Source organism: Streptomyces sp. NPDC047315, assembly GCF_040643215.1.
In the GTDB taxonomy this organism is placed as follows: domain Bacteria; phylum Actinomycetota; class Actinomycetes; order Streptomycetales; family Streptomycetaceae; genus Streptomyces.
The window spans coordinates 61,938-80,999 of record NZ_JBEYTZ010000029.1; the positions used below are offsets into that span (position 1 = coordinate 61,938).

A 19,062-nucleotide genomic window follows, 5' to 3' on the forward strand; every position below is an offset into this window, starting at 1 on the left:
GTGGCGCAGGTTACCGGGCGTTCCGCCCCTTGCAACGGCACCCCGGGGGCACCATGGCCGGATGAGGGCGAGGAAGGGGGCCGGCGCGCGGCGTACGGCCCGTACGGCACTGGCAGTTGTGGCCCTGACGCTGCTCGCCGCGTGCGGTCCGGGCGACGACGGCGACGGGCGTGGCGACGGCGTCGGGCGTGGCGACCTCGACCGGAAGCCGACCGGCGCGGCGGAGTCCCCGAAGGCGGCGACCGGCACGCTGGAGGAGCTGGCCGCGAAGGTGGACTGCGCCCCGAACGTCCGCACGGACACCGAAGAGCTGCGGCAGGCGAACTGCCGGACCGCGGACGGCGCGTACGTCCTGACCACCTTCGCGACCGAGCGCGGTCTGCGCGAGTGGCTCGACGCGGCCGACGACTACGGCGGTGCGTACCTGGTCGGCCGCGCCTGGGTCGTCTCGGGCGGCGAGGCCGCCGTCACGGCGCTGCGCGGCCGGCTCGGCGGGGAGGTGCACCAGGGTGCGGACCACGGTGCGGATCAGGGGGCGGGTGACGGCTCGGAGCACGGGCACCACTGACGGCGGGGTCCGGTCCCACGGCCCCGCCGTCGTGGCGTCCGGTTCAGCGGCAGCGGCGCCCGGAGTTGATGCAGGAGACCATCCGGTCCATCAGCCGCTCGTCGAAGACGTTGATGAAGTCTCCGTGGTCGGTGACCGGCTTGTGCAGCTGCTCCGGGAAGGAGTCGACCGCGAAGCGCGAGCCGCGCGGCACGTCGTACACGATCCGCTGCACCAGCTGCGGGATCGCCGTGAAGCCGCGCGGGCAGGCGCCGCGGGCGTCGGCGAAGGCCACATGAGTGCGGTGGTTGGGGCTGTCGATTTTGGGGTTCTTCGGGTCCCGCCCGTCCCAGCAGCCCTGGAACCGGAACGTGCGCACCACGTCGCTGCCCCGCGGACACCGCGGGTACTTGTCCTTGAGCTGGCGGTTCTCGAAGCCGGTGCAGCTCCAGGAGGCGTTGGCGTTCGCGGTGCCGTTGGTGAACGCCTTGGCGTCGCCGGTGATGATGCGCAGCAGCCGCGGCATGGCGGAGACCCGGCCCGTCGGGCTGCCGACGAAGGTGAGGGAGACCTCGACGGGCGTCTGGATCTCCCCGACGTTCTTGTCCCGGCCGCCGCCGTCCTGGCCGGCGTCCGCTTCGGCCCGCCCGTTCTGGACCCGTAGCACCGGCCAGTAGTACGAGGAGCGGTCGCCCCGGTTGCGACAGGTGGTGGCGCCGACCGCGAGGTCGTCGTCGCTGGCGAAGGCGTCGTTGGCCTGGTTGCCGACGTAGTCGTGCATGTGGTGGGCGCCGTTGGCGACCCCGGGCGCGACGATCACGTTGTCGGAGTTGAACAGTCCCTTCGCGTTCACCCCGCAGCTGGTGGTGAAGGTGCCGCGGGAGGCGCCGCGACGGTTGGGCGGCGGCTGCACGTTGGGGCGTACGGTGCGGATGTCGACGAAGTCGGAGGCGACGGGGCCGTTGCCGGCCTGCCCCTGCCCCTGCCCCCGCCTCTGCCGTGGGGCTTCGTCGTCGTCCGGCCCGTCGTCCGCGTCGTCGTCCGTGCGCAGGGTGCACGCGGCCAGCCCCGCGAGGCCGTTCGCCGGCGCGCCGGCGTCGCGCACGGCCGAGGCGATGCGGTCGATGTCCGCCTGCCGCTCGGCCCGCAGCGGCGCCAGGACCAGCTCGTCGGCGAGTGCCGGGTCCCGCCCGATCGCCTCCCGGCGGTCGGCGAACCGCGCGTACGCGTCCGTGATCTGGCCGTCCAGCGCGGCGAGCGCCCGGTCCACCGCGGGGCGGGCCGCGGGCGGCAGTTCGCGCGGCAGCCCGTTCGCCACCTCCGGACAGTCGATCGTCGACGCCCGGGCCGCGACGCCGTCGACGGCGGAGCGCTCCTGCCGCCCCGACCCGCCTTGGTCCGCGGAGGCGTACACGTCGATCGCCACCAGCCCGCCGCCGCCGAGGACGAGTGCGGCGGTGGCGGCGATCGCCCGGTGCGCCAGGGTGGCGCGTTTCCTTCGGTTCCTGCTGTTGCGTCCCATGGAACTCCTCTGCTTCGTTGCCGGGGAGAGGGTTGTTTGGGGGGTCCCGGCAGAGGGAGAAGCGCGCCCCTCCATACGGGTGGGACGCCAGGGGCGTTCAGCGCCCGCGAAAGCCAGCCCGCAGGCGCGCCAGCGCCGCGACAGGTGCGCGATGCCGTCACCTGCGACCCGTCGGTGGCTTGTCGCGCAGTTCCGCCCCCGGCACCCTGCGGGCACGAAGAGGACCCCCAGTACCCCTCAATGCCCTCGCCGTTTCCCTGCGGGAGCGTTGTCTTCCGCGGGTACGTCGTGGTTGTTCGCGCAGTTCCCCGCGCCCCTAAAACCCCTGCCCTGAGCCTGCAGGCAAATGACGGGGGCAGCGAGTCAGGGGCGCGGGGAACTGCGCGACCAGCCCACCACCGGGCTGCAGTGGTCATGGCTCCCGCGGGGAAACGGCGCGGCCGTTGAGGGGCGCGGCAGGGCGCGTCTGGTTAGGCCTGCGCGCCGTGGTCGAGGTAGGCCAGGACCGCGAGCACCCTTCGGTTGTCGTCGTCAGACACCGGCAGGCCCAGCTTTCCGAAGATGTTCGAGGTGTGCTTCGCCACCGCCCGCTCCGTCACCACCAACTGCCCCGCGATCGCCGCGTTCGACCGGCCCTGCGCCATCAGCTCCAGGACCTCCAGCTCCCGCGGGGTCAGCCCGCCCAGCGGCCGGTCCTTCGCCCGCCGCGACAGCAGCTGCGAGATCACCTGCGGATCCATCGCGGTGCCGCCGCGGGCCACCCGCCGCACCGCGTCCACGAACTGCTCCGCGTCGAAGACCCGGTCCTTCAGCAGGTACCCCACGCCGCCGTTGCCGTCCGCCAGCAACTCGCGCGCGTACAACTGCTCCACGTGCTGGGAGAGCACCAGCACCGGCAGCCCCGGCCGGGCCCGGCGCGCGGCCAGCGCGCACTGGAGGCCCTCGTCCGTGTGGGACGGCGGGAGCCGGACGTCGACGACCGCGACGTCCGGCTCCAACTCGGCGAGCGCCCGGCTCAGCTCCGGCCCGCTCTCCACGGCCGCCAGGATCTCGAAGTCGTACGCCTCCAAGAGCCGGACCAGCCCGTCACGCAGCAGGAACAGGTCTTCGGCTAGAACAACTCGCAAGGGATCTCCATGGTGACCATGGTGGGGCCGCCTGCTGGAGAGCTGACGGCGAGGACGCCGTCGAATGTACCGAGCCGCCGCTCGACCCCGCTCAGGCCGGACCCCGCACCGATCGACGCACCGCCCCGGCCGTCGTCGGTGACCGCGATCCGCAGCGCACCCTGGGTGTGGGACACGTCCACCCATATCTGCTGGGCGCCCGCGTGCTTCACCGCGTTCGTCAGCGCCTCGCTGACCGCGAAGTACGCCGCAGACTCCACCGGCGCCTCCATCCGGCCGGTGAACTCCACGTCGACCTCCGTGCGCACCGGCAGCCGCAGCGCCAGCGCCTTCACCGCATCGCCCAGGCCGCGCTCCGCGAGCACCGGCGGATGGATGCCCCGCACCAGGTCCCGCAGCTCGGTGAGCGCGTCCGCGGACGACTCGCGCGCCTTGGCGACCAGCTCCTTCGCCTTCGCCGGGTCCTTCTCGATCAGCGCTTCGATCGTGCTCAGGTTCATCCCCATGGCGACCAGCCGCGCCTGCGCGCCGTCGTGCAGATCGCGCTCGATGCGGCGCAGCTCCGCCGCCGAGCTGTCCACCGCGTCGTGCCGCGTCTCCGTCAGCCGGTCGATGCGCTGCTCCAGCTCCTCCTGCCGGTTCGGCACGAGGACGGCCGCCGTCAGCCGGAAGTGGGCGCCCACCAGGGCCGGGGCCAGCCGCACGCCCGCGGCCAGGAACGCCGCGCCGACCCCGGCCGCGATGCCCGCCGTGCCCCAGCCGGTCACCGGGACGAACATGTACCAGTACGTGCCCTCCGCGGCCACGATCGGGGACCACAGGCCCGCGCCGAGCAGCAGCCCGAACACGCCCTGCAGGGGCACTCCGAAGGCGAGGACCGCCACGACCGCGCCGGCTGTCATGTCCACCAGCAGCCACTGGAGGTCCCGCCAGGTCGCCGGGTCCTTCAACAGCAGCGTGCAGCGCTCCACCTGGCCCGTGATCCCCGTCCGCAGGTCGCGCGGGAAGGGGCGGTACCCCGGGGGGATCCGGGTCTGCGCCCAGCGGGCCGCCAGCAGCCGGCGCTGCCCGGTGTGCATCCGCACCAGGGTGAGCACGGCGGGGGTGGTGAACACCCCCACGCCGATCGGGATCAGCGCGATGGAGACCAGGGACAGCACGAACAGCACGATCGACCCGACCAGCGCCAGCAGCGTCAGGGCCAGGCCCTGGAGCCCCGCCGCCACCGCGGCGCGCCCGCGCTCCGCCACCGTCACCCGCGTCGACCGTGTGGCCTCCATGCGGCCCTCCTGTTCGCTCCCGATCCTGCTTCCCACGCTTCCCCTCCAGTCTCCGACGCCGCCCCCGCCCCCACACGGGGCCCCGCCACCGAATCCGGGGTGGTGCTAGCACCACCCCCCTGGCCTCGCCTTTTGGCTCCGCACAGGGGGCTGAAGCGGCTGGGGCGCCCGCGCCGCGCTGCCTAGCGTCAAACGCAACCTAACCGGAGCACGACGTGGGGAGCGAAACCACCATGAGACGCAATGTCGCCGCGCGGATCGGCGTATGGAGCGCGCACCACCGCAAGACCGCCGTGATCGGCTGGCTCCTGTTCGTCGTGCTCGCCAGCGTCGTCGGCGGTGCCGCGGGAACGGTGGAGATGACCGACTCCGAACAGGGCGCGGGGGACTCCGCCCGGGCCGAGAAGATCCTGGAGGACGCCCGGCTCGACGCGCCCGCCGGAGAACTCGTCCTGGTGCGCGCCGACGCCGCCGGCGGCTGGCGGGAGGCGGCCCGGGCGCTGGCCGCGGCGATCGAGGAGACCGGCGAGACGACCGCCGTCGAGCCGCCCCTGGCCTCGGCGGACGACAAGGAAGCCCTGCTCCGCTTCGAGATGAAGGGCGCGTCCGACAGCGCTGCCGACCGGGTGCAGCCGGTGCTGGACGCCGTACGCGACGCGGGCGGGGGGCGCGAGGGCGTCGAGGTCCACCAGTTCGGCGACGCCAGCGCCGAGAAGTGGCTGAACGACCTGCTCGCCGACGACTTCAAGAAGGCCGAGTTCACCGCCGTACCGCTGGCCCTCGGGATCCTGCTGGTCGCCTTCGGCGCGGTGGTGGCCGCCCTGCTGCCCGTCGGCCTCGCGCTCACCGCGTGCGCCGCCGCCTTCGGACTGCTCTCCCTCGCCAGCCACCAGCTGCACGTGTTCCAGACCACGTACTCGGTGATGTTCCTGATGGGGCTCGCCGTCGGCGTCGACTACTGCCTCTTCTACCTGCGGCGCGAGCGCGACGAGCGGGCCGCGGGCCGGGACGCCGAGACCGCGCTGCGGATCGCCGCCGCGACCAGCGGGCGCGCCGTCCTGGTCTCCGGCGTCACGGTGATGCTCGCCATGGCCGGCATGTTCCTGTCCGGGCTGATGCTCTTCAAGGGCTTCGCCGTCGCCACCATCCTGGTCGTGGCCATCGCCGTGCTCGGGTCGGTCACCGTGCTGCCGGCGCTGCTCGCCTGGCTCGGCGACCGGGTCGACGCCGGCCGCATCCCCTTCCTGAACCGCCGCCGCGGCAAGCGCGGGGCCCAGGCGAGCGGAGCGCTCGCCGGCTCCCTCCTCGGCCCGGTGCTGCGCAGCCCCCGGCTGTTCGCCGCGCTCGGGACCGTACTGATGCTGGCGCTGGCCGTGCCCGCGGCCGGGATGAAGACCGAACAGCTCGGCATGGAGAAGCTCTTCGGCTCGGACGCGCCCCTGACCGTCGCGTACGAGCAGATCACCGACGGCTTCCCCGGCGGCCCGGACCCGGCGCGGATCGTGGTGAAGGCCGACGACATCGAGGCGGAGCCGGTGCGCAAGGCGCTCGCGAGCTTCGAGCCGGGCGGCGACCGGGGCACGACCGTCACCGTCCACCCGGAGCAGGACGTCGCCGAGATCGAGGTGCCGCTGCCCGGTGACGGCAGCGACGCGACCTCCCGGGACGCCCTCGCCGAACTGCGCGAACGCACGGTGCCCGCGGCCTTCGCCGGCACCGGCGCCGAGGCCCGCGTCACCGGCAAGCTCGCCGAGTCCGTCGACTTCAACGAGCAGCTGAAGAGCGGCATCGTGCCCGTCTTCGCCTTCATCGTCGCCGTCACGTTCCTGCTGATGCTGCTCTGCTTCCGGTCCTACGTGATCGCCGTGACCTCGATCCTGCTCAACCTGCTGTCGGTGGCGGCGGCGTACGGCGTGATGGTCGCCGTCTTCCAGCACGGCTGGGGCGCGTCCGCGCTCGGCATGGAGGCGGTGGGCGCGATCGAGAGCTGGATCCCGCTGTTCGTGCTGGTGGTGCTGTTCGGGCTGTCGATGGACTACCACGTCTTCGTGGTCTCCCGGATCCGCGAGGCCCGCGACCGCGGCGCGGACAACCGCACCGCGATCGCCGAGGGCATCCGACGCACGGCGGGCGCGGTGACCGGCGCCGCGGCCATCATGGTCGCCGTGTTCGCGGTCTTCGGCACGCTGTCCATGCAGTCCATGCAGCAGATGGGCGTCGGACTCGCGGTCGCGGTCCTGCTGGACGCCACCGTGGTCCGCATGGTCCTGCTCCCGTCGGTGATGTCCCTCCTGGGGGACCGCAACTGGCGCACCCCGCGGCTGCTGCGCCGGCTGCCGCAACTGGAGCACGGCGACGAGACCGAGACCGAGCCCGTCACGGCACCGGCGCCGCACACCCGCAGCGCCAGCGGCGTCTGAGGAAGCCACGGGACACAGGGAGGTGCAGGCGGAGGCTGTGCGGGGGCCGTGCGGGGGAGACCCTCACAGCCCCCGCCACACCTCTTCCTGCTCCGCCGACAGGCCCGTGCCCCGCTTCCCTCGGACCTCCCCGCCGACCGTCTCCAACCACTCCCACGTGTCCGCCACCGTCTCCGCCAGCGGCCGGCACTCCAACCCCGCCGCCAGCGCCTTCGACACGTCCAGCGAGTACAGCGCCCCCGCCATGTCCGGGGCCTGCCGCGGCGGCACCCACAGCGGCAGGTCCGTCCACGGCTCGATCCCCGCCTCCAGCACCCGCTCCGGGGCGATCCACCGCAGCCCGGCATCCGAGCCCGTCGCCGCGACGCACTCGCCGAGCACGTCCCCGAAGGTCGCCGTCCCGGGAGGACCCACCAGGTTGTACGGGCCGCTCAGCCCGGCCTGCGCCGCCGACAGGGTCCACTCCGCCAGGTCCCGCACGTCCACGTACTGCACGGGCGCGTCCGCCGGCCCCGGCGCGGGGACCGTTCCGCCGCGCCCGATCCGGGCCAGCCACCACGGCAGCCGCCCGATGTTCTCCCAGGGCCCCAACAACAGCCCCGCACGCACCAACAGCGAACGGTCCGCGCCGAACGCGTCCACCGCCGCCAACTCGCCGCCCCGCTTCGCCTCCGCGTACGGCACGTCCCGGGCGTCCGGCGCGCCCTCGACCGGCGGCGCCGACTCGTCCGAGCCCGGCGGCGCCGGCCACGCGTAGACGGAACAGCTCGACACGTACGCGTACCGCCCGGCCCGCCCGGCGAGCAGCCGCGCCGCGTCCCGCACCGCCACCGGCGCATCGGCCCAGGTGTCCACGACGACGTCCCACCCTTCGGGCGCCGCGGCCAGCGCCGCCAGGCCGTCCGCCGCCGTCCGGTCGCCGACCAGCGCGGTGACCCCCTGCGGCGCCGGCCTGTTGCCCCGGTTGAAGACGGTGACGTCCCAACCCCGCGCCAGCGCGGACCGGACGAGCGCACGCCCCACGAACTCCGTACCACCCAAGATCAGAAGCCTCATGACCCGACCCTGCCGCGCCGACCCGCCCCAGGGCCAGGACTTCCGCTCGCAGGAGAACGCGCCACGGGAGAACGCGCCACAGGGCAGCGACCCGCAGGGCAACAACCAGCAGGAGAACACCCCGCCCCCTCCCGCTGCCGGGACGGGGGTGGCAGCATGTGCGGATGTGACATCCGCCCGGCCGCCGCTGCGCGCCCTGAGGGCCGCACTCTTCGCGGCGGTCTGTACGGCGTTGTCCGCCGCGGGGCACGCGTACGCCTCCGGCCACGACCTCCCGCCGGCCGCGCTGGCGCCCGCGTTCGCCGGCACCGCCGTCCTCGGCTGGCTCGCCGCCGCCCGCCGTCGCGGCCCGTACGCCATCGGCGCGGGCCTGCTCGCCGGCCAGGGCGCGCTGCACCTGCTCTTCGCCCGCACCCAACCCCACCACCCGCCGCCCGCACCGTCACCCGCCGACGGGCCCGGACCTCACGGCCTCCCGCCCGACCCCGCGCCCGCGCTGATCGACCCGTCCGTCCTCACCGGCGGGTACGGGATGCTCCTCGCCCACGTACTCGCCGCCGCGATCTGCGCACTGTGGCTCGCCCGCGGCGAAGCGGCCTTCTTCCAACTGGCCCGCGCCGTCGGCGCCCTCGCCTTCACACCGCTGCGGCTGCTGCTCGCCCTCGCGTCCGCCCCGGACGGGGCGCGGAGCCGCACCGCACCCCGTCGGCGCTCCACCGCGCTCGCACGGCCGCACGCCGCACTCATCGCCCACTGCCTGGTGCGCCGCGGCCCGCCCGCCGCCGGCTCGGCCCGCCCCTTCGGGCCGCCGAGCACCCGCGCCACGGCCCCTGGAGCAGCCGTCTGACCCGGGGGTCGCTTCCCCCTGTCGTCATCGACTCCCAGGATCGCCATGTCCCTCGACACACCTGCCCCCGGCAGCAGAGAAGACCGACCGTCCCCCGAGCCCCCGCTCACCACCGAGACCGAGCAGCAAGCCGCGGCCGAACAGGAAGCCGCGACCGGCTCCCGCTGGAGCGCACTGCGCCCCCTCGTCCTACGGCTGCACTTCTACGCCGGACTGCTGATCGCCCCGCTGCTGCTCGTCGCCGCCGTCAGCGGACTGCTCTACGCCCTCTCGTTCCAGGCCGAGAAGATCGTCTACCGGCAGGAGCTGACGGTCCCCGACGGCGACCGCTCCCGCGCCCTCCTCCCGCTCTCCGACCAGGTCGCCGCCGCACGCGAAGCCCGCCCCGACGCCACCGTCACCGCCGTGTGGCCGAGCAGCGAGCGGGGCGCGACGACCCGGGTGCTGATGGACGCGCCCGACGTCGAAGAGGGCAAGTCGCTCGCCGTCTTCGTCAACCCCCACACCGGGGAGATACGCGGCGAACTGCCCTCGTACGGCAGCTCCGGCGCCCTCCCGCTGCGCACCTGGCTCGACGAGCTCCACCGCGATCTGCACCTCGGCGATGCGGGCCGCCACTACAGCGAACTCGCCGCGAGCTGGCTGTGGGTCGTCGCACTCGGCGGCCTCGCCCTGTGGATCGGCCGCCGCCGCACCGCCCGACGCGCCCTGTTCGTCCCCGACCGCAAGGCCAAGGGCCGCCGCAGGACCCTGTCCCTGCACGGCACCGTCGGCCTGTGGGCCGCCGTCGGGCTCGTCCTGCTCTCCGCGACCGGACTGACCTGGTCCCGGTACGCGGGCGAGAACATCGGCGCCGTCCAGGACCAACTCGGCGGCGCCACCCCGGCCGTTTCCGCGAGCCTCGACGGCGCGTCGGGCGGCGGCGGTGAGCACGCCGGCCACGGCGGCGGCACCGGCGGCGCGCACCAGGGCGCCGACGTCGGCATCGACCGCGCGCTGGCCGCCGCCCGCACCGCCGGGATCGACGGCCCGCTCGCCGTCACCCTGCCCACCGACGCCACCGGCTACGTGGTCAAGGAGACGGACACCACCTTCCCCGTCCGGCTCGACTCCGTCGCCGTGAACCCCGCGGACGGCCGGGTCATGGACGAACTCCGCTTCGCCGACTACCCCGTGCTGGCGAAGCTGACCCGCTTCGGCATCGACGCGCACATGGGCGTCTTCCTCGGCCTCGCCAACCAACTGGCCCTGGCGGCCCTCGCCCTGGCCCTGATCCTGGTGATCGTGTGGGGCTACCGCATGTGGTGGCAGCGCAGGCCCACCAGGGGCCGGGCGCTGACCGGCGGCCGACCCGTCCCGCGCGGCACCTGGCGCCGGGTGCCGCCCGCCCTGCTGTTCGCGCTGGCCGCACTCACCGTGCTGATCGGCTGGTTCGTGCCGCTGCTCGGCATCAGCCTGGCGGCGTTCCTGGTCGTGGACCTCGCCCTGGGGGCGGCGGCCCGCAGCAGACGCGCCTGACGTCGACCCGTCCGTGCCGGACCGCCACCGCGGCGGCCCGGCCCGGACCGGGCGGCGCCGTCACGGCGCGTACTTGTACCCCACCCGGCGCACGGTCTGGATCGAGTGCCGGTGCTCCGCGCCCAACTTGCGGCGCAGCCGGGCGACGTGGACGTCGACAGTACGACCGTCGCCGACGTGCCCGTACCCCCACACCGTCGTCACCAGGTGGTCCCGCGAGTGCACCCGGTGCGGATGCGCCACCAGGTGCGCCAGCAACTCGAACTCCAGATAGGTCAGGTCCAGCGGCCGGTCGTCCACCAGCGCCACCCGCTCCACGGAGTCGATCCGCACCGGACCGCCCGCCTCCGCGGCCCGGGCCGCCGGCACGGCGACGGGCGCCGGCTGCTGGTCGGCCGGTACGAGCACCAGATAGCCCACCATCGGCGGCCGGCCCGCCACCGCGGGCACGTTGTGCTGCGGCGCCGGCAGCCAGGTGGCCCCCGGCGGCAGGAAGTCGGCGACGCTGCGGAACGTCCCCAGCGGCACGACCTCGTCGGGGGAGACGGCCCGCAGCCGGTGCCGCGCCGGCCGGGCCGACGGCGGCAGCGCACCGGGCCGGACCGGCGCCTGGACGGTGCGGTTCGCGGCCGGCGCCGCGGCCTGGACCGCGGAGAACGTACGGGGATGAGCGGGGTTCGCCATGAGAGGTCAGCTCTCTTTCGCGCGGAGGAGTCGACGAGTCGATGGGACGGACGTACGTCGTGCGCGCTGGCCGAAGGCCGGACGACCGGTTTTAGTGGGCCCGCGCGTTCTGCGCGCGGCAACACACCCGGTCGAAGTCGTGGTGCTGCCGGGAAGGCCAGAACGGCTCCAGGTCACTGGGACCCGTCACGGAGTTCTGGTAGCCGGCCATGGGCTCATTGAATCAGATGAACGCCCCGCGAAGCAGGGCCTCTCTCACGGACCGAGACGCCGATCTCGTCACACTCGCGCGGCATGGCTCATTCCGGGTTCGGCGCCCCGAGCGGGCTCGGACGGATGCCCGCGCACTGCGGCAACGACGCGAGGGGCGCCCGCCGTTCAACGGCGGACGCCCCTCACACATGTGGCCGAATCCTCTGCCTTCGGCGGGTGTCGTCAGACCTGCCCGGCCTTCTCCAGCGCCGTGCAGCAGGTGTCCACCATCAGCCGGGTCACCACGTACGGGTCGACGTTCGCGTTCGGCCGGCGGTCCTCGATGTAGCCCTTGCCGTCCTTCTCGACCTGCCACGGGATCCGCACCGAAGCGCCCCGGTCCGAGACCCCGTAGCTGTACTCGTTCCACGGCGCCGTCTCGTGCAGCCCCGTCAGCCGGTCGTCGATGCCCGCGCCGTAGTTCTTGACGTGGTCCAGCGGCTTGGAGCCCTCGCCCAGCGCTTCGCAGGCGGTGATGATCGCGTCGTACGACTCGCGCATCGCCTTCGTCGAGAAGTTGGTGTGCGCGCCCGCGCCGTTCCAGTCGCCCTTCACCGGCTTCGGGTTGAGCGTCGCCGAGACCTTGAAGTCCTCCGCCGTGCGGTACAGCAGCCAGCGGGCGATCCACAGCTGGTCCGCGACCTCGACCGGGGAGAGCGGGCCGACCTGGAACTCCCACTGGCCGGGCATGACCTCGGCGTTGATTCCGGAGATGCCGAGCCCCGCCGTCAGACAGTTCTCCAGATGGGCCTCCACCACGTCCCGGCCGTGGATCTCGTCCACGCCGACGCCGCAGTAGTAGCCGCCCTGCGGCGCCGGGAAGCCGCCGACCGGGAAGCCGAGGGGACGGTCGCCCTCGAAGAAGGTGTACTCCTGCTCGATCCCGAAGATCGGCTCCTGCTCGGTGAACCGCTCCGCGACCTCGACGAGCTGCGCCCGGGTGTTGGAGGGGTGCGGGTTCATGTCCGTGTCCAGGACCTCGCACAGCACGAGGAGGTCGGCACCGCCGCGGATCGGGTCCGGGCAGGAGAAGACCGGCTTGAGGACGCAGTCGGACGCGTTGCCCGCGGCCTGGTTCGTGCTGGACCCGTCGAAGCCCCAGACGGGCAGCTCCGCCCCAGTCGGCAGGATCTTCGTCTTGGAACGGAGCTTCGCGGTCGGCTCGGTGCCGTCGATCCAGATGTACTCAGCCTTGAAGGTCACGGGTCTCATCCTTTGCGGGTGCTGCGGAATGTCCGACAGCTTCGCAATGGGCGATTTCCCGGCCGTTGCCCGGTTGTGAACCCCGTGTTACGCCCTGCGTCGCCCGTGTAACGCCCGTTACGGCAGCCGGAACCACCGGATCCCAGGATCCCCGGGGCGGGCGGTGGGCAGACTGGGGCCATGACATCGCAGCCGCAAGCAGCCGCAGCCTCAGCCGTCACCGGGACGGCCCCCACCTCGTCGATGCGCGTCGGGCTCGTCGGGGCGGGCCCCTGGGCCGAGCGGACGCACGCCCCCGCGCTCGGCGGCCACGACGGGGTCGCCTTCGCCGGGGTGTGGGCGCGCCGCGAGGAGGCCGCGCAGGCGCTGGGGGGCCGGTACGGGGTGCCCGCGCTCACCGGCGAGGACGGCATCGACGCGCTCTTCGCGGTGTGCGACGCCGTCGCCTTCGCCGTACCGCCGGACGTCCAGGCGCCGCTGGTGGGGCGCGCGGCGCGGGCCGGGTGCCACGTGCTGCTCGACAAGCCCGTCGCGACGGACCCGACCGCGGCGCGGGAGGCCGCGGACGCGGTGGCGCGCGCCGGGGTCGCCTCGCTCGTCTTCTGCACGATGCGGTTCGCCCGGGCCTCGCGCGACTGGCTCGCCGAACAGGCGGCGAAGGGCGGTTGGTTCACCGGTCGGACCCACTGGTACGGGTCCCTGTTCGCGGCCGACTCCGACAGCCCGTACGCGGCCTCCCCCTGGCGGCGCGAGAAGGGCGGGCTGTGGGACCTCGGCCCGCACGCGCTCGCCGCGCTGGTCCCGGTGCTCGGCGACGTCACCGAGGTGACGGCGGCGCGCGGCCCCGCGGACACCGTCCACCTGGTGCTGCGGCACGCCGGCGGGGCGTCCAGCACCGTCACCCTCACCCTGAGCGCGCCCGCGCGGGCGCAGGGGGTCGGGCTGGAGTTCGTCGGCGAGGAGGGCGCCGTGAGCCTGACCGAGACGTGGGACGCGGTGGCGTCGTTCGGCTCGGCCGTCGACGCGCTGGTGGAGAGCGCGCGGACGGGGCGCGCGCACGACTGCGACATACGGTTCGGGCTGCGGCTCACGGAGGTCCTGGCGGCGGCCGAGGCGCAGCTCGGCTGATCCGCCCGCCGAGTCCCGCGTCAGCCGCGGCCGATGGCGTCGCGCACCGCGTCGTCGGTGCGCGCCACCACGGCCGTTCCGTCGTCGGCGGTGATGATCGGGCGCTGGATCAGCTTGGGGTGCTCGACGAGCGCGGCGATCCACCGCTCGCGGGACGCCCCGTCGCGCGCCCAGTCCTTGAGGCCGAGCTCCTTCGCCGCGGCCTCCTGGGTGCGGGTGATGTCCCACGGCTCAAGCCCGAGCCGGTCGAGCACCTCCGTGATCTCGGCCGCGGAGGGCACGTCCTCCAGGTAGCGCCGCACGGTGTAGGAGGCGCCCTCGGCGTCGAGGAGGGTGAGGGCGCTGCGGCACTTGGAACAGGCGGGATTGATCCAGATCTCCATGCCGCAACCGTACCGCCGAAACCACCCCGGAATGCCGTCTGGCCAGCGGCGATTGTCAGTGCCGGACCGTAGAATGAACACTAGTTCGGGATGGTCCCGCCACCGCAACGGGAGGTTGTCGATGGCCGTATCCAGACTCATGAGGAAGCCCGTTCAAGCAGGGCGCACCGCCCAGTACACCCAGTACGCGCCCCTGGCGAAGAAGCCCCTCCCGGCCGGTCGGCCGCGGGAGTGGTACGTGACGCACAACCGTCGGCTGAAGGCGATGCGGCTGGCGATAGCCCTGTTGGACTCGGGGGTCTACCACCCGACGACGGCGGACAACGCGCGGATCCGCTCGACGGCGGACGAGCTCGGCATCCACCCCCCGTCGGACACCACCTGCCGGATGGTCAGGGCGCTGATCCGCTACGGCCGCTGAGGCGGTTGCCCGCGGGGTCCCGGTGGTCGGGGCCCCGCGGGGCGCGGGCCGTCCCGGTGGTCGCCGGCGCGGTCGGTGGCGCGGGCGTCAGCGGCGTCAGTGGGCGATGCCGTCGATCAGCTCGCGCGCGCCCTGGCGCAGCAGCGCCACCGCCACCGAGGTGCCCAGCGTCGCCGGGTCGAGCGGGCCGGCCCACTCGTGCGCGTTCAACACCCGCTTGCCGTCCGGGGTGAACACCTTCGCCCGAAGCGACAGCTCACCGCCGCGCTCGGCCGTGGCGTACCCGGCGATGGGGGAGTTGCAGTGCCCCTGGAGCACATGGAGGAACATCCGCTCCGCCGTCGCCTCCCGGTAGGCGTTCGGATCGCCGAGCTCGCTGACCACGTCGATGGTCTCGACGTCGTCCTGCCGGCACTGGAGCGCCAGGATCCCGGCTCCGATCGGCGGACACATCGCCTCCACCGACAGCACCTCGCTGATCACGTCCGTACGCCCGATGCGTTCCAGTCCGGAGACGGCGAGCAGCAGGGCGTCCGCGTCCCCCGCCGCCAGCTTCTCCAGCCGGCGGTTCGCGTTGCCCCGCATCGGGACGCACTCCAACTCCGGGTGTGAGGCGGCGAGCTGGGCGATCCGGCGTACGGACGAGGTGCCGATCCGGGTGCCGGGCGGGAGCTGGTCCAGGGTCAGCCCGTCGGGGTGCACCAGGGCGTCCCGGATGTCGTCCCGCGCCAGGAAGGCGGCGAAGGTCGTGCCGGCCGGCAGCGGACGGTCCGCGGGCACGTCCTTCACGCAGTGCACCGCGAGATCGGCCTCCCCGGCGAGCAGCGCCGCGTCCACCTCCTTGGTGAAGGCGCCCTTGCCGCCCAGCTTGGCGAGGTCGCCCATCCACCGGTCGCCGGAGGTCGTGACGGGCACGACCTCCGTACGGATCTCCGGTCGCAGCGCGGCGAGTTCGGTACGGACGCGCTCCACCTGGGCGAGGGCCATCGGGGACGAGCGGGTGACGATGCGGATCAGCTCGGGAACGGACATGGCGAACACCCTAGGGGTTCGAACGCGGTGGACCGTGCGCTTCGGCCACCGCGTGGCCCACGGCACAGCCGTACGGCCGAGGGGAGCCTCAGTGTCCCTTGTGCGCACCGCCGTTCACGTGCAGCACCTGCCCGGTGACGTGACGGGCGGCGGGGGAGGCGAGAAAGGCGACGGCACCGGCGATGTCCGCCGGCGTCCCAGGCCGCCCCGTCTCGGTCGACGCCACCAGCGCGTCGCGTCGCGCGTCGGCCAGCTTGTCCCGGAAGAACTCGGTGTCGACCGTGTACCCGGGCGAAACGACGTTGGCCGTGACGCCCCGCGCCCCCAGCTCCCCGGCCAGGCTCACGTTCCACGCGACGAGCCCCGCCTTGGCCGCCCCGTACGAACCGGCGCCCTGGTCGGCGGCGATGGACCCGATGCTCACCACCGAGCCGCCCACGGCGAGGCGCCGCTCCACCGCCTTGGTGGTGAGCGCCGCGCTCACCAGGTTGGCGTCCAGGTTGGCGCGGAAGTCCCGGGCGTACGCGGCGAGGTCCGACGCCCCGTCGGCGTCGAAGTCGGTGTTCCCGCCCGCGTTGTTCACCAGGACGTCGATGCGCTCCGGCAGTTGCGCCACCAGCCGCTCCAGGGCGGCCGGGTCGGTGTGGTCGCACTCCAACGCCATGACGTGGGCCGCCTCGCCCGCCCCGTCCGCGAGCTTCAGCACCACCTCGGCCAGCACCCCGGCCCGGCGGCCGGTGATGACGACGGTGCCGCCGGTCTCGGTCGCGGCGAAGTGCTCCGCGAGGGCGCGGCCGATGCCCGTACCGCCGCCGGTGATCAGGATCGTGCGTGACATATGCTGGCCTCCAAGTCGTTCAGATCTAAATTCAGGTCTAAACATAACCTGAGTGAGAGGCGCCGTGGCAAGCGAATACCCTCCGACGCAGTCATCGGCCCAGGACATCGCGGACGCCTGGGCACGGGAACTCCCCGACGTCCCGGTCTCCTCGATCGGGGTCGTCACCCCGCTGTGGCAACTGGCCAAGCTCTTCGGCGACGACCGCCGCCGGGTCCTCACGGGCGCCGGCGTGGACCCCGCCACCCTCGACCTGCTGAGCGTGCTGCGCCGCGCCGGCGCCCCGTACACCCTGACCACCCGCGAACTCAGCCGGCGCGCGCTGGTCACCGCGGGCGCGATCTCCCAACGCGTGGCCCGCGCGGAAGCCGACGGCCTGGTCACCCGCACCCGCCCCCAGGGCCGCCCCCGCACGGTGGACGTGGCCCTCACCCCCGCGGGCCACGCACTGGTCGAATCCACGGTGGGCCGCGTCCTCACCCGCGAATCCGCCCTACTGGCCGCCCTCCCGCCCGACCAACAGTCCCAACTCGCGGCCCTCCTGACGGCGCTGCTCGACACGGTGCAGCAGGCGGTGGGCGACACCCGGGTCTCACAGGTGGGCGACGAGTCGTGAGGCACCGCCCCGCCGGCCGCTGTTCGGTCGCGCAGGGCTTCGTTCCGGCCGAAGCGAAGTGTTCCGCGGACGCCCGGCGTGCCCGTCCCCGACGATGTCGACAAGGCATCGAAGCGACGGGGAGGGCGCATGGGCAAGCAAGTCAAATGCGGATCGACGGAGACCACGACCGGCAGACCGTGTCAGAACCCGGCGATGGTCGGCTACTCCCGCTGTCAACTCCATCGGGGAGTGTGGACGCCACCCCAGAAGAGGAAGCGGAAGAAGCGCTGACCGAACGCGACGGATCGAAGCGTTCCGGATCCGGACGCAGCTCGCTCGGGCGGTGGATCGGAGTCAAGGCGGTTTCGGAAGGCCGGTCCAAAGGCGGAGGGCCGCCGCCTCCCGGAGGAGGCGGCGGCCCTCATGACCGTACCGACGGTTGTCGGGCGAACCCGACCCGCGTTTTAGATGTCGAAGAACTGATGCTTCCTCTTCGTCACCTGCGGCGCTGGATCAGAGAGGCTGGATGACGTGCAGCGGAGCGGTTGTCATTGGTTGTCAAGGGTTGTCGCTGGTTCCCCTCGGACGGCCCGTAGGCGGCCCCGCGCGGTGAACCGGTGCCCGTGTCGGTTCCGACGACGGGTAAACGGGGACTGAGACTTAGGGCTGAGACCATCAGCTTTCGCGGATGCCCCCTCAGCTACGTCCGGCCAGACCCTCCCGCCACCTGTAATCAGGGTGCACGGTCAAGAGGTCATCGGGCATGGCCAGGTCACCGGCAGCCCGTTGCGCAAGCCATCCCGAGAGCCGGTGAGGCGGTGCTTCGGTGCGGACATGCTTGAACCCCAATCGCTCGTAGTAAGCGTGCAGCCCCGTGTTCGTGCGCCATGTGTCGATACGCACCCAGGTCCGCCCCTCCAACTCGGCGAGCCGAGACACCCAGTCGATGACCCGGACGCCGAGATGCCGCCCAGAAGCGGCACGCGCGACGATCAGCTTGTACAGGTAAAGCGCCGATTCTGGATGGTCGGTGTCCATCCAGAAGTCACGGTCGACTGCACCGCGGCTCACGGTCGCTAGCGCCTGCCCCTGGTCGTCGACGACGACCCAGGCGCGTCCCTCGTCGATACTGGTGTGCCATTTGGCGATGGCCCGTTCGCCAGTCTCAGGGTCGCTCCACTGGTCGGTGTCCTTGGTCCGCAACCAAGCTTCCGCCTCTGTGCGCAGGGACATCAGGGCGGGAATGTCATCCGCCGCCGCAGGGCGAAGGTACTCAGTCCGTGCTGACTTCATAAAGGATCTTGTGCCTGTCTCCGGGGAGGATGGTGACCATGCAACGGAGGGGACGACCGTCCGAGTCATAGCCGGTTCTTGTGTGCTCTGCGACTGGTGTCGCTGCTGGTAGGGCAAGGAGTTCTGCCTCCTGCCGAGTCGGCATGCGGACTGAGATCTCATCTCGGTACTTGGCCTGCACGAGCCCCACGGACGCCAAAATGCCGCCGGGCGCCGAAACGTCGCGGGGCTCCATCAGGGGTGTCCCGACCACAAGTTCCTGGGGAAAGTAGGAGTCGGCAAGGGCGTAGGGCCGATTGTCCACATAGCGGGTGCGCTTTCGCGCGACGGCCAAGCCGTCCTCGGGGAGGGCGAGACATTCGCGTACGTGGGGTGGAGGTTCCACGATGGACACACTGATGTCCTGTCGAGGGGTCTTCCCCTCCTCCGTGACCGCGCTGGCCCACTGGTCGCCGGCGGTCTGCCCCTCGACCGCGTTGGCGTGACGGCTCCGGCTCTCCAGCGTCGTCCAGTTCCACACCACGGGCGGGTAGTCCTCGCGGACATATTTCCCTTGGCCTTGCCCCGTCACGACCAGTCCTTCTTCGACTAGAACGCGGACGCCTGCCCTGATCGTCTCGCGGCTGTAGCCGTACTGGCCCATCATTTTCGACTCACTGGGAAGCGCCTCGCCACCTCCCAGCTCCCCAGAGAGGATCTGTTCCCGCAGGTCATAGGCCACTTCCTGGGACTTGGTCATGCCTCGTCGCATGGGCATCGCATCTCCTCTTCTTCGACTCCTCCATACAAGTTAGACCAGAGGGCTTGACTCGCAAAGCCGCCATCGGGCAATCTCATGTCACGGCACTCCTCCAGACAAGTGGGAGAGGGTGTCACGTACGGTCCATCCGTACATGTCTGTCCAGGCAAGCGC

General features: G+C 72.7%; 18 protein-coding genes. 7 read left to right on the forward strand and 11 right to left on the reverse strand.

Features of this window, described 5'->3' with window-relative positions:
• Positions 1-61 precede the first annotated feature (61 nt).
• On the forward strand, positions 62-568 hold the full coding sequence (locus ABZ842_RS29100; protein WP_361543067.1) for a hypothetical protein: 507 nt from the start codon (positions 62-64) through the stop codon (positions 566-568).
• Positions 569-611: 43 nt separating this feature from the next.
• Here ABZ842_RS29100 and ABZ842_RS29105 read toward each other — a convergent pair whose 3' ends face one another.
• The 3 genes from ABZ842_RS29105 to ABZ842_RS29115 all read right to left on the reverse strand — a co-directional run bounded on the left by ABZ842_RS29105 (position 612) and on the right by ABZ842_RS29115 (position 4,476).
• Entirely contained in the window at positions 612-2,069 is a 1,458-nt protein-coding gene (locus ABZ842_RS29105; protein WP_361543070.1) for a DUF1996 domain-containing protein, read from the reverse strand.
• Between the two features lie 470 nt (positions 2,070-2,539).
• Positions 2,540-3,196, reverse strand: coding sequence for a response regulator transcription factor (locus tag ABZ842_RS29110; RefSeq protein WP_361543073.1), 657 nt, complete (start codon positions 3,194-3,196; stop codon positions 2,540-2,542).
• Entirely contained in the window at positions 3,181-4,476 is a 1,296-nt protein-coding gene (locus ABZ842_RS29115) for a histidine kinase (RefSeq protein ID WP_361543076.1), read from the reverse strand. The genes ABZ842_RS29110 and ABZ842_RS29115 overlap by 16 nt, the downstream gene beginning before the upstream one ends.
• Before the next feature lie 233 nt (positions 4,477-4,709).
• On the opposite strand from ABZ842_RS29115, the gene ABZ842_RS29120 reads away from it, so the two are divergent.
• A complete protein-coding gene (locus ABZ842_RS29120; protein ID WP_361543079.1) occupies positions 4,710-6,896 on the forward strand; it encodes an MMPL family transporter in 2,187 nt (728 codons plus the stop codon).
• Between the two features lie 63 nt (positions 6,897-6,959).
• Here ABZ842_RS29120 and ABZ842_RS29125 read toward each other — a convergent pair whose 3' ends face one another.
• Positions 6,960-7,952 carry an NAD-dependent epimerase/dehydratase family protein gene (locus ABZ842_RS29125; protein WP_361543082.1) on the reverse strand — a complete coding sequence of 331 codons (993 nt, stop codon included), beginning with the start codon at positions 7,950-7,952 and terminating at the stop codon, positions 6,960-6,962.
• Between ABZ842_RS29125 and ABZ842_RS29130 the strand changes: the two genes are divergently transcribed.
• Together ABZ842_RS29130 and ABZ842_RS29135 are read left to right on the forward strand one after the other, a co-directional pair.
• Positions 7,951-8,799: a hypothetical protein gene (locus ABZ842_RS29130; RefSeq protein ID WP_361543085.1), complete on the forward strand. Its 849-nt coding sequence runs from the start codon at positions 7,951-7,953 to the stop codon at positions 8,797-8,799. The genes ABZ842_RS29125 and ABZ842_RS29130 overlap by 2 nt on opposite strands.
• A gap of 45 nt (positions 8,800-8,844) precedes the next feature.
• Positions 8,845-10,317, forward strand: a complete 1,473-nt coding sequence (locus ABZ842_RS29135) for a PepSY domain-containing protein (protein WP_361543088.1) — start codon at positions 8,845-8,847, stop codon at positions 10,315-10,317.
• A gap of 60 nt (positions 10,318-10,377) precedes the next feature.
• Here ABZ842_RS29135 and ABZ842_RS29140 read toward each other — a convergent pair whose 3' ends face one another.
• Together ABZ842_RS29140 and glnII are read right to left on the reverse strand one after the other, a co-directional pair.
• Entirely contained in the window at positions 10,378-11,001 is a 624-nt protein-coding gene (locus ABZ842_RS29140; RefSeq protein ID WP_361543091.1) for a winged helix-turn-helix domain-containing protein, read from the reverse strand.
• Positions 11,002-11,436: 435 nt separating this feature from the next.
• Positions 11,437-12,456, reverse strand: a complete 1,020-nt coding sequence (glnII, locus tag ABZ842_RS29145; protein ID WP_361543094.1) for a glutamine synthetase — start codon at positions 12,454-12,456, stop codon at positions 11,437-11,439.
• 243 nt (positions 12,457-12,699) lie between these two features.
• On the opposite strand from glnII, the gene ABZ842_RS29150 reads away from it, so the two are divergent.
• The gene (locus ABZ842_RS29150) at positions 12,700-13,584 is read left to right on the forward strand and encodes a Gfo/Idh/MocA family oxidoreductase (protein WP_361543213.1); all 885 of its coding nucleotides are present in this window, start codon (positions 12,700-12,702) and stop codon (positions 13,582-13,584) included.
• Positions 13,585-13,604: 20 nt separating this feature from the next.
• On the opposite strand, the gene ABZ842_RS29155 is transcribed toward ABZ842_RS29150, so the two are convergent.
• Positions 13,605-13,967 (reverse strand): arsenate reductase family protein, encoded by a 363-nt coding sequence (locus ABZ842_RS29155; protein ID WP_361543097.1) that lies wholly within the window; start codon positions 13,965-13,967, stop codon positions 13,605-13,607.
• Positions 13,968-14,088: 121 nt separating this feature from the next.
• On the opposite strand from ABZ842_RS29155, the gene ABZ842_RS29160 reads away from it, so the two are divergent.
• A complete protein-coding gene (locus ABZ842_RS29160; RefSeq protein ID WP_361543100.1) occupies positions 14,089-14,388 on the forward strand; it encodes a hypothetical protein in 300 nt (99 codons plus the stop codon).
• A 96-nt stretch (positions 14,389-14,484) separates the two neighbouring features.
• Here ABZ842_RS29160 and hemC read toward each other — a convergent pair whose 3' ends face one another.
• Positions 14,485-15,420, reverse strand: coding sequence for a hydroxymethylbilane synthase (gene hemC / locus ABZ842_RS29165; protein ID WP_361543103.1), 936 nt, complete (start codon positions 15,418-15,420; stop codon positions 14,485-14,487).
• Between the two features lie 88 nt (positions 15,421-15,508).
• Complete coding sequence (locus ABZ842_RS29170; protein ID WP_361543106.1) at positions 15,509-16,258, reverse strand: SDR family oxidoreductase; 750 nt, start codon at positions 16,256-16,258, stop codon at positions 15,509-15,511.
• Positions 16,259-16,322: 64 nt separating this feature from the next.
• Here ABZ842_RS29170 and ABZ842_RS29175 point away from each other — a divergent pair, with 64 nt between their 5' ends.
• Positions 16,323-16,874: a MarR family transcriptional regulator gene (locus ABZ842_RS29175; protein WP_361543109.1), complete on the forward strand. Its 552-nt coding sequence runs from the start codon at positions 16,323-16,325 to the stop codon at positions 16,872-16,874.
• Between the two features lie 678 nt (positions 16,875-17,552).
• Here ABZ842_RS29175 and ABZ842_RS29180 read toward each other — a convergent pair.
• Both ABZ842_RS29180 and ABZ842_RS29185 read right to left on the reverse strand, forming a co-directional pair.
• A complete protein-coding gene (locus ABZ842_RS29180; RefSeq protein WP_361543112.1) occupies positions 17,553-18,089 on the reverse strand; it encodes a GNAT family N-acetyltransferase in 537 nt (178 codons plus the stop codon).
• Between the two features lie 40 nt (positions 18,090-18,129).
• On the reverse strand, positions 18,130-18,888 hold the full coding sequence (locus ABZ842_RS29185) for a GntR family transcriptional regulator (RefSeq protein WP_361543115.1): 759 nt from the start codon (positions 18,886-18,888) through the stop codon (positions 18,130-18,132).
• Between the last annotated feature and the right edge of the window lie 174 nt (positions 18,889-19,062).

Coding starts and splice junctions, on each gene's coding strand:
- ABZ842_RS29100 (WP_361543067.1), top strand. CDS start 62: ATGAGGGCGAGGAAGGGGGCCGGCGCGCGGCGTACGGCCCGTACGGCA.
- ABZ842_RS29105 (WP_361543070.1), bottom strand. CDS start 2,069: ATGGGACGCAACAGCAGGAACCGAAGGAAACGCGCCACCCTGGCGCAC.
- ABZ842_RS29125 (WP_361543082.1), bottom strand. CDS start 7,952: ATGAGGCTTCTGATCTTGGGTGGTACGGAGTTCGTGGGGCGTGCGCTC.
- ABZ842_RS29180 (WP_361543112.1), bottom strand. CDS start 18,089: ATGTCCCTGCGCACAGAGGCGGAAGCTTGGTTGCGGACCAAGGACACC.
- ABZ842_RS29120 (WP_361543079.1), top strand. CDS start 4,710: ATGAGACGCAATGTCGCCGCGCGGATCGGCGTATGGAGCGCGCACCAC.
- ABZ842_RS29115 (WP_361543076.1), bottom strand. CDS start 4,476: ATGGAGGCCACACGGTCGACGCGGGTGACGGTGGCGGAGCGCGGGCGC.
- ABZ842_RS29130 (WP_361543085.1), top strand. CDS start 7,951: ATGACCCGACCCTGCCGCGCCGACCCGCCCCAGGGCCAGGACTTCCGC.
- ABZ842_RS29135 (WP_361543088.1), top strand. CDS start 8,845: ATGTCCCTCGACACACCTGCCCCCGGCAGCAGAGAAGACCGACCGTCC.
- ABZ842_RS29170 (WP_361543106.1), bottom strand. CDS start 16,258: ATGTCACGCACGATCCTGATCACCGGCGGCGGTACGGGCATCGGCCGC.
- ABZ842_RS29185 (WP_361543115.1), bottom strand. CDS start 18,888: ATGACCAAGTCCCAGGAAGTGGCCTATGACCTGCGGGAACAGATCCTC.
- ABZ842_RS29155 (WP_361543097.1), bottom strand. CDS start 13,967: ATGGAGATCTGGATCAATCCCGCCTGTTCCAAGTGCCGCAGCGCCCTC.
- hemC (WP_361543103.1), bottom strand. CDS start 15,420: ATGTCCGTTCCCGAGCTGATCCGCATCGTCACCCGCTCGTCCCCGATG.
- ABZ842_RS29140 (WP_361543091.1), bottom strand. CDS start 11,001: ATGGCGAACCCCGCTCATCCCCGTACGTTCTCCGCGGTCCAGGCCGCG.
- ABZ842_RS29160 (WP_361543100.1), top strand. CDS start 14,089: ATGGCCGTATCCAGACTCATGAGGAAGCCCGTTCAAGCAGGGCGCACC.
- ABZ842_RS29150 (WP_361543213.1), top strand. CDS start 12,700: ATGCGCGTCGGGCTCGTCGGGGCGGGCCCCTGGGCCGAGCGGACGCAC.